This is a genomic window from Salinisphaera sp. SWV1 (assembly GCF_052044155.1).
Lineage (GTDB): Bacteria > Pseudomonadota > Gammaproteobacteria > Nevskiales > Salinisphaeraceae > Salinisphaera.
The window spans coordinates 146,813-159,084 of the sequence record NZ_JBQDYE010000004.1 but is presented as its reverse complement, the minus strand read 5'-3'; the positions used below and the strand labels follow the sequence as shown (position 1 = coordinate 159,084).

12 protein-coding genes are annotated in these 12,272 nt (G+C 66.2%); 8 read left to right on the top strand and 4 right to left on the bottom strand.

Annotation, left to right across the window (positions count from 1 at the left end; translation table 11 throughout):
- The first annotated feature begins 191 nt into the window (after positions 1–191).
- Positions 192–515 (top strand): ferredoxin FdxA, encoded by a 324-nt coding sequence (fdxA, locus tag ACS8YF_RS03455; RefSeq protein ID WP_037337034.1) that lies wholly within the window; start codon positions 192–194, stop codon positions 513–515.
- Between the two features lie 19 nt (positions 516–534).
- Here fdxA and ACS8YF_RS03450 read toward each other — a convergent pair whose 3' ends face one another.
- The gene (locus ACS8YF_RS03450; RefSeq protein ID WP_440848822.1) at positions 535–1,050 is read right to left on the bottom strand and encodes a class IV adenylate cyclase; all 516 of its coding nucleotides are present in this window, start codon (positions 1,048–1,050) and stop codon (positions 535–537) included.
- Positions 1,051–1,057: 7 nt separating this feature from the next.
- A complete protein-coding gene (gene xerD, locus ACS8YF_RS03445) occupies positions 1,058–1,969 on the bottom strand; it encodes a site-specific tyrosine recombinase XerD (protein WP_440848821.1) in 912 nt (303 codons plus the stop codon).
- A 48-nt stretch (positions 1,970–2,017) separates the two neighbouring features.
- On the opposite strand from xerD, the gene zapE reads away from it, so the two are divergent.
- Positions 2,018–3,115, top strand: a complete 1,098-nt coding sequence (gene zapE, locus ACS8YF_RS03440) for a cell division protein ZapE (protein WP_440848820.1) — start codon at positions 2,018–2,020, stop codon at positions 3,113–3,115.
- Positions 3,116–3,120: 5 nt separating this feature from the next.
- On the opposite strand, the gene ACS8YF_RS03435 is transcribed toward zapE, so the two are convergent.
- Complete coding sequence (locus ACS8YF_RS03435) at positions 3,121–3,561, bottom strand: MaoC/PaaZ C-terminal domain-containing protein (RefSeq protein ID WP_440848819.1); 441 nt, start codon at positions 3,559–3,561, stop codon at positions 3,121–3,123.
- Entirely contained in the window at positions 3,558–4,088 is a 531-nt protein-coding gene (locus ACS8YF_RS03430; RefSeq protein WP_440848818.1) for a dehydratase, read from the bottom strand. Before ACS8YF_RS03430 ends, ACS8YF_RS03435 begins: the two co-directional genes overlap by 4 nt.
- Positions 4,089–4,117: 29 nt before the next feature.
- Between ACS8YF_RS03430 and ACS8YF_RS03425 the strand changes: the two genes are divergently transcribed.
- The 6 genes from ACS8YF_RS03425 to ACS8YF_RS03400 all read left to right on the top strand — a co-directional run bounded on the left by ACS8YF_RS03425 (position 4,118) and on the right by ACS8YF_RS03400 (position 11,852).
- Positions 4,118–5,734 (top strand): long-chain fatty acid--CoA ligase, encoded by a 1,617-nt coding sequence (locus tag ACS8YF_RS03425; protein WP_440848817.1) that lies wholly within the window; start codon positions 4,118–4,120, stop codon positions 5,732–5,734.
- Positions 5,735–5,949: 215 nt separating this feature from the next.
- Positions 5,950–6,912 carry a lysylphosphatidylglycerol synthase transmembrane domain-containing protein gene (locus ACS8YF_RS03420; RefSeq protein WP_440848816.1) on the top strand — a complete coding sequence of 321 codons (963 nt, stop codon included), beginning with the start codon at positions 5,950–5,952 and terminating at the stop codon, positions 6,910–6,912.
- Positions 6,909–8,336, top strand: a complete 1,428-nt coding sequence (locus ACS8YF_RS03415; protein ID WP_440848815.1) for a UbiA family prenyltransferase — start codon at positions 6,909–6,911, stop codon at positions 8,334–8,336. Before ACS8YF_RS03420 ends, ACS8YF_RS03415 begins: the two co-directional genes overlap by 4 nt.
- A complete protein-coding gene (locus ACS8YF_RS03410; RefSeq protein WP_440848814.1) occupies positions 8,333–9,658 on the top strand; it encodes an FAD-binding oxidoreductase in 1,326 nt (441 codons plus the stop codon). Before ACS8YF_RS03415 ends, ACS8YF_RS03410 begins: the two co-directional genes overlap by 4 nt.
- Positions 9,655–10,392: an SDR family oxidoreductase gene (locus ACS8YF_RS03405; RefSeq protein ID WP_440848813.1), complete on the top strand. Its 738-nt coding sequence runs from the start codon at positions 9,655–9,657 to the stop codon at positions 10,390–10,392. The genes ACS8YF_RS03410 and ACS8YF_RS03405 overlap by 4 nt, the downstream gene beginning before the upstream one ends.
- On the top strand, positions 10,389–11,852 hold the full coding sequence (locus ACS8YF_RS03400) for a hypothetical protein (RefSeq protein ID WP_440848812.1): 1,464 nt from the start codon (positions 10,389–10,391) through the stop codon (positions 11,850–11,852). Before ACS8YF_RS03405 ends, ACS8YF_RS03400 begins: the two co-directional genes overlap by 4 nt.
- The last annotated feature ends 420 nt before the right edge of the window (positions 11,853–12,272 follow it).

Here is a 12,272-nt window from a genome sequence, read left to right as displayed (position 1 = left end):
GACGCGGTCGCGGGGCCGGCGCCAACGCGCCGCGCGGCGGCCCGCGCCACGGGCCCGTTACCATGCGGGCCGATGAAAAACGGCCGCCGACGCGCCGGGTTGCGGCCCGAAAATGATTCCCGCGGTGCGGGCAACTGGTAAACTCCGCGCCTTCCCGCTCTTTCCGACAGCTACAAGCGACGAGGCTGACCATGACCTTCGTTGTCACCGAAAACTGCATCAAGTGCAAATACACCGACTGCGTGGAAGTCTGCCCGGTCGATTGTTTTCATGAAGGCCCGAATTTCCTGGCCATCGACCCCGAGGAGTGCATCGACTGCACGCTCTGCGAGCCGGAGTGCCCGGTCGAGGCAATCGTCTCCGAGGACGATCTGCCCGAGGACCAGGCCGACTTCCTGCAACTCAACGCCGAGCTCGCGGCCGAATGGCCGGTGATCACCGAGGTCAAGAAACCGCCGGAAGACGCCGACGAATGGGCCGACAAGCCGAACAAGCGGGAACTGCTCGAGCGTTGAGCCGCGCGGACCGGCGCGCTCAGTTCGGTGTCGTCAGCATGTCCGCGTAGGCGATCGCACACAGATCGGCGGCTTCGATGCCGAGCTCGGCCATCAGCCGCTCGGCCTCGCGCCGGCCGTCGGCGGGCTGTTCCTGCGCTGCCAGCACGACTTCAAACTCCACGAAATCGCCGAGCCCTTCGACCCGGTCGAGATGAATACGCGTGCGCCCGGTCATATAGAGTTGCCGTGTCTTGATCACGCGCGCCCAGCAGCCGAGCGCGTGTGTGAGCGTGGCACGCAACCCGTCGGGATCGTCTGTTTCCGTGCGGGTGTATGAAGACAGGCTCGGCCCGGCGCTATCCGGACGCTCGTAGGCGATCAACTCCGCCTGACCGTTGCCGAAATCGCGCAGCTTGAGCCGGCCGGTCGCGCAGGTGAAGAAGCTGTCGTCCTGATCCAGCTCGGCCGCCGGTGCGCCCGCCAGCGCCTCGATGCGTTGCCGCATGACGGCGCGGTCGCGGCATACGGCCTTGATTTCGATGTTTCTCGCCATATCGCCGTCAGCCGCGTGGATGATGATCGGCGTGCAGTGCCTTGAGTCGTGCCCGCGCGACGTGGGTATAGATCTGCGTGGTCGACAGATCGGCGTGGCCGAGCAGCATCTGCACCGCGCGCAGGTCCGCGCCGTGGTTGAGCAGATGGGTGGCGAAGGCATGGCGCAGACCGTGCGGCGAGACCTGCGCCGCAATACCGGCGGCACCCGCATGCGCGCGGATGCGATGCCAGACGTTCTGTCGTGTCATGCCGCCGCCACGCGCGGTCACGAACAGCGCATCGGAGACGGCCGCGCCCAGAAGCGCCGCGCGCGCACGCGCCAGATAACGCTCGATCCAGTCCACCGCGGCGCCGCCCAGCGGCACGAGGCGCTCGCGCCCGCCCTTGCCGGTGACACGGATCACGCCCTGGCGCGTGTTGACCTGGGCGCGCGTGGCCGAGACCAGCTCGGATACGCGCAGGCCGGCCGCGTACATCAGTTCCAGCATGGCCCGGTCGCGCAGGCCCAGGTCGGTATCGGTGTCGGGCGCACGGATCAGGGCCTCGACATCGCGCTCGGTGAGCGTCTTCGGCAGGCGCCGGCCCTGAACCGGCATGTCGATCAACGCGGTCGGGTCGCGCTGGATCGCCCCGGCCCGCAGCTGGTAGCGATAGAACTGGCGCAGGCTGGACAACAGACGCGCCGCGCTGCGCGGACTCGAATCCGGCGTATTGCGCGCGGCGAGATAGGCCCGGATATCGTTCGCGCCAGCGGCCAGCAGTCCGCCGCGGCCGGCCTGCCATTGACCGAAGTGGGCGAGATCGTTGCGATAGGCGGCAAGCGTGGCGTCGGCCAGGCCGCGTTCGGCCCACAGGCCGTCGAGAAAACGTTCGATGATATCGGCGGTTGTCGCGTCCACGGCGTCGATGGCAGCCATGGCGCGAGCGTATAATCCGGCGATTGATTTAGCCAGCCCCGTTGCCCGATGGACGATACCGTACGCGCACCCAGCCCTCGCCAGCGCTACGAAACCGATCTGCAGGACCCCGAATTCGTTCGCGATCCCGCCCAGGAGAAAGCCGTTGATGCACTGCAGTCGATCTACGAACGACTGCGGGAAAACCCGACCGTCAGCCGCGGCCTGTTCGGCCGCAAGAAGGAGCGCCCGCAGGTCGACGGGCTTTATCTGTGGGGCGGCGTGGGCCGCGGCAAGACCTATCTCATGGATTGCTTCTTCGATGCCCTGCCGTTCGAGCAGAAGACCCGCCTGCACTTCCATCGCTTCATGCAGAAGGTGCACGACGCGCGCAAGCGCTACGCCCACCAGAGCGACCCGTTGAAGAAGATCGCCGCCGACTGGGCAGCGGATCGCGTGCTGTGCTTCGACGAGTTCTTCGTCTCCGATATCGCCGACGCCATGATCCTGTCGCGGCTCACCGAGGAGCTGTTCGCCCGCAATGTCACCCTGGTGGCCACCTCCAACGTCGCCCCCGACGATCTCTACAAGGGTGGGCTCAAGCGCGACCGCTTCCTGCCGGCCATCGAACGACTCAAGGACAACTGCCGGATCATGCATCTGGCCGACGGCACCGATTTCCGCCTCGATCATATCGAGGAATCGGCGACCTACCAGATCCCGCCCGGCGACGAGGCCGACGCGGTGCTGGCGCATTACTTCGAACGCCTGGCCACCGGCCCGGTGCGCGAGGGCGGCAACGTCAAGATTCTGGGGCGCAAGCTGGCGACGCGGCGCCGCGCCGATGCCATCGCCTGGTTCGACTTCGACACCCTCTGCCGCACCCCGCGTTCGGCCAATGACTACATCGAACTGGCCCGCGAATTCAGCGTGATCATGATCTCCGGTGTACCCGTATTCGGCGATGCCGACGACAACGCGGCGCGCCGCTTCATCAACGCCATCGATGAATTCTACGACCGGCGCGTGAATGTCTTCGTCACCGCCGAGGCCGGCCCCGATGCGCTCTACGCCGGCTCGGAGCTCACCTTCGAGTTCGAACGCACCGCCAGCCGTCTGCATGAAATGAGCACCGCCGAATACATCGGCGCGGCCCATCGCAGTTAGTCGCGTTAGCCGATACCGCGCGCCAGGGCGAGCACGACCGTCATCCCGGCCACGGTGACGGCGTGCTGATTGCTCAGCTGCAGCTCCAGCGTGACCGCTCCCGGGCCGCCGCTTTCGGGTAGCGTGCGATCGACGACGGTGACCGCGGCCGACAGCCGATCGTCGGGATAGACCGGCGCCCGCCAGCGCAGATCGCGGATCTCCTGGCAGCCGCGACACGCCAGCGGCCAGTCCGGGTTGGCCGTGACCAGCGCCAGCATGAGCGCGCCGGTATGCCAGCCCGAGGCCGACAGCCGCTTGAAGTAGGTCCGGCTGGCGGCCTCGTCGCTCAGATGAAAGGGTTGCGGGTCATAAGCCCGCGCGAACGCGAGCACGTCGTCGCGGCTCGCGCCGGTCGGGCCGAGCGTGAAGGTGCGGCCGGGCTCGAGATCGTCGAAGCCGATCATGACGGTGCGCCGCGACGAGCGACCAGTGCGTTTGTCCACATGCGCGCGACGGGCACGCCATGCGGGTTCTCGACGGCCATGAATTGCATGATCAGCCCCATCTCCGGCCGGCTGTTGAGCACCCGCGCGGACAACAACTCGGTAGACAGCGAAAGCACGTCGCCCGCATAGGCCGGGTTCGGCCAGTCGATCCGATCCACGCCGGGCGAGCCGAGCGAGGCCATCCCCACGAGTGAATGATCCACCAGCAAGCGCATGCCGATACAGCACAGCAGGTAGCCCGGGGCCGCATCGGCATTCGCGCCCACCACGGCTGGCGGGGCGAATCGCGCCGTGAACTGGGCGATCTCTTCGCCCGTCAACGTGTACCGGCCGTAGCGATGCGTCTCGCCCACCGCCAGATCCTCCCAGTAGCGCATCTCTCCCTCACAACGAATACCGGCCCGCCGAGCATGCCACGAACGCATCGACATGCGCCGAAAGACGCGTAGACGCCCGGCCGCGGCGCGCGCCACGCTGGCTGCCATCGTTTTGTTCGTACCCAGGAGCCCTGCCCGTGTTGTCGACCATGATGGACCGCCCGCTGCTACTGGACGATCTGCTGGAACGCGCCGCGACCGAATTCGGCGATGTGGAGATCGTCAGCCAGCGCCCCGACAAGACGCTGCACCGTTACACCTATGCCGACATGGTCGCCCGTGCCAAGCGCCTGGCCGCGGCGCTGGTGCAGGCCGGCATCGAAGCCGGCGATCGCGTGGCCACGCTGTCGTGGAACCACTATGGCCACCTCGAGGCCTATTTCGGCATCCCGGCCATGGGCGGCGTCTGCCATATGGTGAACATCCGGCTCGCGCCGGACGATATCGCGTGGATCATCAACCATGCCGAAGACCGGATTTTGATCGTCGACGATGTGCTGCTGCCGCTGTACCGCCAGTTCGCCGATGACATCGACGTCGAACAGGTGATCGTGGTGCCGCTGACCGGCGATCCGGTCCCCGACGCGCTGGTCGACTACGAAACTTTCCTCGCCCAGGCCCCGGACGACTTCGTCTACCCCGAGAAAAGCGAATACGACGCCTGCGGCATGTGCTACACCTCCGGCACCACGGGGCGGCCGAAGGGCGTGACCTATTCCCATCGCTCGACCGTGCTGCACGCGCTGACCGGTGCGCTGCCCGACAATCTCGACCTGTCGTACAACGACAGCGTTCTGCCGGTGGTGCCGATGTTTCATGTCAACGCCTGGGGGCTGCCCTACATCGCGACCATGGTGGGCGCGAAACAGGTCTTTCCCGGGCCGCATCTGGATGCCCAGAGCCTGCTCGATCTGTACGTCGCCGAGGACGTGAATGTCTCGGCGGGCGTGCCGACCATCTGGATGACGATCCTCAACGCACTGGACGCAGAGCCCGAGCGCTGGCCGCTGCGCGCGGACCTGGAGATGATCGTCGGCGGCTCGGCGGCGCCCGAGTCCATGTTGCGGCGCTTCGACGACCATGGCCTGACCGTGATCCAGGCCTGGGGCATGACCGAAACCTCGCCGCTCGGCACGACCGGCCGGGTCAAACCGGCGATCCGGGCCATGGACGAAGACACGCAGTACGCCAAGCGCGCCACGGTCGGCACCACGGTACCGCTGATCAATATCCGGATCGTGGATGCCGACGGGCATGTCGCGCCGCGCGACGGCGAATCGATGGGCGAGCTGCAGATCCGCGGCCCCTGGATCGCGGGCGGCTACTACCGGCTCGACAACAGCGAGGAGAAATTCACCGCCGACGGCTGGCTGCGGACCGGCGATATCGCCACCATCGACGCCCACGGCTATATCGACATCACCGATCGCACCAAGGATGTGATCAAGTCCGGCGGCGAGTGGATTTCATCGGTACATCTGGAAAACGAAATCATGGGCCACCCGGATGTCGCCGAGGCGGCCGTGATCGCCCGTGCCGACGAACGCTGGGGCGAGCGACCGCTGGCGGCCGTGGTGCCGCGGCAAGGCGCCGATCTCGCGCCCGAGGCGCTGCGGGACTTTCTGCTGGAGCGCATGCCGAAATGGATGGTGCCGGAGGATTTCGTGATCGTGGATGCCATCCCGCGCACGGCCACCGGCAAGTTCAGCAAACGCGACCTGCGCGCTCAGCTCGGTCACGACAAGCCCGGCTGACACACCGGGGCCGGACCACCCGCCCGGCCGGGTGTATTCACTTGCCAGACAGGCACGCGCGCTCAATCTAGAGGTCGTGTTGCATTGCTTGCCGCTGCGCAACCGATGAACGAGAAATTCGCCGGGCGCGCGGCCTCTTCGATTGCGATACGCCGAGCGCGCAGGGTGCGTCCAGGGCCGCCCGGCGACTATTCATTTCCACCGAGAGTGATGTCTTGCCGCGCCTGACCACGGTTCTCGTCTCGCTGCTGATCGCGGCGCTGCTCTACTTCACCCTTATCGCCGGGATCGACGGCCAGCGGACGTGGGCAGCCATGCAGCGGCTCGACTGGCTGGGCTGGATCAGCATTCTGTGCCTGTCGCTGTTCAATTACAGCCTGCGCTTCGCCCGTTGGCACGGCTACCTGCGCTGGCTCGGCCATGCGCTGCCGATCGGCCGCCACCTGCTGATCTATATCTCGGGCTTCGCGCTCACGACCACGCCCGGCAAGGCCGGCGAGGGCGTGCGGGCGGTGTATCTGGCACGCCGGCGGGTGCCCTATGCGCATACCGTCGCCGCCATGTTCGCCGAACGGCTGCTCGATCTGTTGTCGATTCTGCTGCTGTCGCTGTTGGCGATCGTGTCGTTCACCGGCTATGTCTACTGGGTGCTCGCACCGCTGGCGGTGATCGCCATCGTGCTCTGGACCATGCATCGCCGGCCCCTGCTCAAGGCCGCCCAACACCGCGTCGCCGATCCGCAGACATTCGTGGGCCATGTGCTGCATGTATTCGTGCACGCCTGGGAGCGCGCCTTCGTGTTGCTGTCCTGGAAACCGCTGCTCGGCGGCCTGCTACTCGGCTGCCTGGCCTGGGCGGCCGAAGGGGTTTCGGTATATCTGATCGCCGGCAGGCTCGGGCTGGCGGTCGCCCTCCCCCTGGCGATCGGTATTTATGCCATCAGCATGCTGATCGGTGCACTGTCGTTCATCCCGGGCGGGCTCGGCAGCACCGAAGCCGCCATGGCGCTGTTGCTGAAACTCTCGGGCGTGGCAGCCGGTACCGCGCTCAGCGTGACCCTGATCGCGCGCATCGCCACCCTCTGGTTCGCGGTGGTCCTGGGGCTGCTCTGCCTGGCGCTGCTCGAGTTCGATCATCGCCGTCATCCCGTATCCACCGGACAGGAAGAAACGTCATGAGCCAGGCCCGCGCCGCCGCTCTGGTCGTCGATCTCGACGGCACGCTGGTCCACACCGATCTGTTGATCGAATCGGCATTCATGCTGGCCCGCGAGCGCCCGCACAAGCTGCTCTGCCTGCCCGGATGGCTCAGGCGCGGCAAGGCTACGCTCAAGCATGAGATCGCCACCCGCGTGGCCCTCGATGTCGCCCACCTGCCCTACAACCGTGAGCTGGTGGATTTCCTCACCGCCGAGAAACAGCACGGGCGGCGCATCGTGCTGGCGACCGCGGCAAATCAGCGTTATGCCCATCAGGTCGCCGCCCATCTCGAGCTGTTCGACGACGTACTCGCCAGCGATGCCCATACCAACCTCTCGGGCGAGGACAAGCTGGCGGCGATCCGCGAACTGCTGGGCGACGCACCCTTCGACTACGCCGCCGACCACGACGACGATCGTGCGATCTGGGCGGCCGCGCGCGAGACGATTCTGGTCGGTGCCAAGCCGTCCACCGACCGCTGGGCCACGCGCGAGACCCGCGTCAGCCGGCGCATCGAGCGCGAGCCGAGCGGGGTTCGCACCTGGATCAAGGCGATGCGCCTGTACCAGTGGTCGAAGAACATGCTGATCTTCGTGCCGTTGCTCGCCAGCCATGAGCTGCTCGACGGCAACACGCTGTTTGCCGCCGTGCTCGCCTTCATTGCCTACGGCGCCCTGGCCTCCAGCGTCTACCTGCTCAACGACCTGGTCGACCTGGGCGACGATCGCCGGCACCCCAACAAACGGCATCGCCCGTTCGCCAGCGGCACGCTGCCGGTCGCCCAAGGCGTGATGGCGATTCCCGTGCTGTTGTTGATCGCGGCCGTGACCGCGGCATTCCTGCCGCCGATCTTCGGTGCCGTGCTGGCGCTGTATTACATTCTGACCCTGGCCTATTCCATGGGCCTGAAACGCATGGCCCTGGTCGACGTGCTGACGCTGGCAGCGCTGTACACATTGCGGGTGATCGCCGGCGGCGCGGCCACCGGCATTCCGCTGTCATTCTGGCTGCTGGCGCTGTCGATGTCGTTGTTCCTCAGCCTGGCCATGGCCAAGCGCTGCGCCGAACTGATCCTGGTCCAGGCCGGCCAGACCAGCGGCGGCGGGCGCGGCTATGCGGCCTCCGACATTGACGCCCTGCGCAGCCTCGGTACCGCCGCCGGCTATGCCAGCGTCGTGGTGCTGGCGCTGTATATCAACAGCCCGGATGTCACCAGCCACTACCGGCACCCGGTATTGATCTGGCTGTTGTGCCCGGTGGTGCTTTACTGGATCAGTCGGATCTGGCTCAAGACCCTGCGCCGGGAAATGACCGACGACCCGATCGTGTTCGCCGCCCGTGATACCGGCAGTCGCATCTGCATCGTGCTGGGTGCGGCCATCGCGATCGCCGCCGCGCTATGAGCCGGGCGGGGTCGCATCCATCCTGGGGGCATATCCCGGCCAGTACGCCGGCGCGCGTCGTGCGTCCGGTGGCCGGTCGTTCGCCGCTGCCGGCAGCCGACGACCGCCCGCTGCTGGCCTACGGCAACGGCCGCAGCTACGGCGACGTGGTGGTCAACAACGACGGCACGCTGATCGATACGCGAAGCCTGGATCATTTCATCGCCTTCGATGCCGAAACCGGGGTGCTGGAATGCGAGCCCGGCGTGCTGCTGACCGACATCCTGCGCCTGGCCCTGCCGCAGGGCTGGTTCGTGCCGGTCACCCCCGGCACCCAGTACGTCACGGTCGCCGGGGCCATCGCCAATGACGTGCACGGCAAGAATCATCATGTGGCCGGCACATTCGGCCGGCATGTGCTGGATTTCGACCTCACCGCCAGTGACGGCACCCCCCGCACCTGCAGCCGAAGCGACAACACCGACCGGTTCGCGGCGACCATCGGCGGGCTGGGCCTGACCGGGCTGATCACCCGCGTGCGTGTGCAGCTCAGGCGTGTCGGCGGCGCCTTCATGGACGTCGACACCCATCGCTTCGACAACCTGCGCGCCTTCTTCGAGCTCTCCGCGGCATCGGAAGACGACTACGAATACACGGTCGCCTGGGTCGATTGCAGCGCGACCGGCGCCAAGCTCGGGCGCGGCTGGTTCATGCGCGCCAATCATCGACCGGCGATGGGCCAGCCCAATGCCGCCGGGCCGAAACCCGGGCCGAACTTCGCGCTGACACCGCCGTTTTCGTTGATGAACCGGGCCACGCTCACACCGCTGAATACGCTGTATTTCCATCGCAAGCGAAAACGGCGCTTTCGCGCCGCGCAGCACTACCAGCCCTATTTCTACCCGCTGGACGGCATCCGCAACTGGAACCGGGCCTACGGGCCGGCCGGTTTCTATCAATATCAGTGTGTGGTACCGCCGGGCGATGCCGAGGCCTCGATCGGCGAACTGCTGGCGCGCATCGGCGCCTCCGGCCAGGGCTCGTTTCTCTCGGTGCTCAAGGTCTTCGGCGACGTGCCCTCGCCCGGGATGCTGTCGTTCCCCCGGCCCGGTACCACGCTGGCGCTGGATTTCCCCAACCGGGGCGAATCGACGCGCCGTCTGCTGGATTCGCTCGACGATGTCGTGATGGCCGCCGGCGGCGCGGTCTATCCGGCCAAGGATGCACGCATGTCGGCCACGGCCTTCCAGCACTACTTCCCCCGCTGGCGCGAGTTCGCCGGCTATGTCGATCCGCAGTTTTCCTCGGATTTCTGGCTTCGTGTGACGGGAGACACCGCATGAACCGTATTCTCATCGTGGGCGCGACATCGGCAATCGCCGAAGCCGCCGCCCGCCGCTTCGCCGAACGCGGCGATGCGCTGTTCCTGGTCGCCCGCAACCGCGACAAGCTCGCTCCGGTCGCACGCGATCTGTCGGTGCGCGGCGCCGCGCGCGCCACTGTCCACGCCATGGACGCCGACGACCTGAACGCGCACGGGGCCATGCTGGACGCCGCGGTCGCCGATCTCGGCGGGCTCGACACCGTCTTCATCGCCTACGGCACCCTGCCCGACCAGGCCGCCTGTGCCGCCGATCCGGCGGCCGCGGTCGCCGCCTGGCATACCAACGCCGTAAGCGTGGTCGCGCTGGTCACCGATGTCGCCAATCGGCTCGAACAACAGGGCTCGGGCCTGATCGCGGTGATTTCGTCGGTCGCCGGCGATCGCGGGCGTGCCAGCAATTATGTCTACGGCAGCGCCAAGGCCGGCGTGAACGCATTCCTCGATGGCCTGCGCCATCGGTTGCACGGCCGCGGCGTGGACGTGCTCACGATCCGGCCCGGCCTGGTCGACACCCCGATGACGGCAGACCTCGAGAAAGGCCCGCTGTTCGCCAGCGCCGACAAGGTCGGCGGCGATATCGTCAAGGCCATCGACCACCGACGCGCGGTGGTCTATACGCCGGGTTTCTGGCGTTTGATCATGACGATCATCAAGATCGTGCCGCGCGCCGTCTTTCATCGCACGCAGCTATGAACACGCACCACGGTTCACGCGGGGCCACGGCCGACCGCTGGGCCGTGGGCGGGCTGGTCGCGCTGTATCTGGTCTCACGCATTGCGGCTTATCTCGCCGGCGTACGCTTCGATCTGTCGCCGCTGGCGACCTCCTGGCAGATTCTCGATCCGGTGCTGCTGCGCCACGACCTGCTGACCAGCCTGCGCTACATGCCCGGGCAGCCGCCGCTGTACAACCTGCTGCTCGGCGGGGTGCTCAAGCTGTCGGCCGCGCTGGGCGGCGGCGACTTCCTCACCGCCGCGCTGTTCCGGGTGATTTTCGCGCTCATGGCATGCGCCTCGGTGCTGCTGACGTATGCACTGCTTCGGCGGATCGGCACGCGCCCGGTCGGTGCCGCCGTGGTCGCCGGCCTGTTCATGTGCTCGCCGGCACTGATGCTCTACGAGAGCCTGCCCTACTACACGGTGATCGTGCTGTTGCTGCTGGTGGCCATCGTCTGGCTTTTCGATGCCTGCCGGCGCGATTTCCGCCCCCGATACGCGTTCGCACTGTTCAGCGCCATGGCGGTGCTGATCTATACCCGCGCGCTGTTCCAGATCGAATGGTTCGCGGTACTGGTCGGTTACAGCGCGCTGGTGTTGCCCGGCCATCGCCGCGCGGTGCTGGTCGCCGCCGCCCTGCCGTTCGTGCTTATCCTGGCGCTCTATGCCAAGAACGTGGCGGTGATCGGCGAGTTCTCGACCTCGGACTGGCTGGGCATGAGCCTGGCCAAGCTGACCACGCTGGAGCTGAACCACAGCGAACGCGAACGGCTCGTGGCCAGCGGCCGCATGACCCCGCTGGCGCTCGACGACAAGGCCTTCGATATTCCGCAGGCCTACGAGGACACGGTGGTCAAGCGACCGCATACCGGCATCGCCGTGCTCGACCACCGGCTCAAAACGACCGGGCACGTGAATTTCAATTATCTGCCGTACGCCCGCATATCCAGCATGGCGCGCCACGACGCGCTGGTCGCGATCCGGACCCATCCCGGCGTCTATCTGCACTCGATCGGCGTGGCCTGGCTGATGTTCTGGCGCCCGGCCAGCGACTACCCGTTCCTCAAGGCCAATCGCGAGGCGATCCAGCCCTGGGCATGGCTGTATGGCAAGGTGATCGGCGGCCAGCCCGTGTATCCGGATAACCCCCGGTTCGAACTCAAACCGGCAACCATCGGCGTCTTCATCGCCATCGTCTACATCGCGGCCGTGCTGTTCGGCCTGGGCGTGCTGCTCCGCTGCGCCTGGCGGCGCCGCGTGTCGAATCTGGACGCCACGCTGATCTTCATCTGGCTCAACGTCATGTATGTCAGCGTCATCGGCAACATGTTCGAAATCGACGAAAACCAGCGCTTTCGCTTTGCCATCAACCCGCTGATCATACTACTGGCCATCGCGGGCACGCGGCGTGCACTGGCCTGGTTGCGACGCCCGTAAACTGGACTTTTTTATCCACAGATTTCACAGATTACGCAGATTTTCAAAAGCGCACGCCAGGACCGATTTTTTGGTGGCAATAGCCGTTTTCCGTGCCACCGCCGGGGCATTTTTTCCGCAGATCGACACAGATCCACGCAGATCGGAAGACCGATCTGTCAGTGATCGAGTCCAGAGCTAAACAGGTGCTCACAGCTCGCCGAGCGGTGTCTTTTAATCTGTGCAATCTGCATAATCTGTGGATAGACCTGCCTTCCGGACAGCCCCAGAAAACTGAACTTTTATCCGCAGATTACACAGATTGCGCAGATTTTTTAAAGTGGACTCGGGGGCGGCTTTTTATCGGTAGCGATAGCTGCGTTCCGTGCCCCTGCCGGGGCACGTTTTTTTTCCGCAGATCAACGCGGATCGACGCAGATC

Coding starts and splice junctions, on each gene's coding strand:
- ACS8YF_RS03405 (WP_440848813.1), top strand. CDS start 9,655: ATGAACCGTATTCTCATCGTGGGCGCGACATCGGCAATCGCCGAAGCC.
- fdxA (WP_037337034.1), top strand. CDS start 192: ATGACCTTCGTTGTCACCGAAAACTGCATCAAGTGCAAATACACCGAC.
- ACS8YF_RS03415 (WP_440848815.1), top strand. CDS start 6,909: ATGAGCCAGGCCCGCGCCGCCGCTCTGGTCGTCGATCTCGACGGCACG.
- ACS8YF_RS03400 (WP_440848812.1), top strand. CDS start 10,389: ATGAACACGCACCACGGTTCACGCGGGGCCACGGCCGACCGCTGGGCC.
- ACS8YF_RS03430 (WP_440848818.1), bottom strand. CDS start 4,088: ATGGCAGCCAGCGTGGCGCGCGCCGCGGCCGGGCGTCTACGCGTCTTT.
- xerD (WP_440848821.1), bottom strand. CDS start 1,969: ATGGCTGCCATCGACGCCGTGGACGCGACAACCGCCGATATCATCGAA.
- ACS8YF_RS03410 (WP_440848814.1), top strand. CDS start 8,333: ATGAGCCGGGCGGGGTCGCATCCATCCTGGGGGCATATCCCGGCCAGT.
- ACS8YF_RS03435 (WP_440848819.1), bottom strand. CDS start 3,561: ATGATCGGCTTCGACGATCTCGAGCCCGGCCGCACCTTCACGCTCGGC.
- zapE (WP_440848820.1), top strand. CDS start 2,018: ATGGACGATACCGTACGCGCACCCAGCCCTCGCCAGCGCTACGAAACC.
- ACS8YF_RS03450 (WP_440848822.1), bottom strand. CDS start 1,050: ATGGCGAGAAACATCGAAATCAAGGCCGTATGCCGCGACCGCGCCGTC.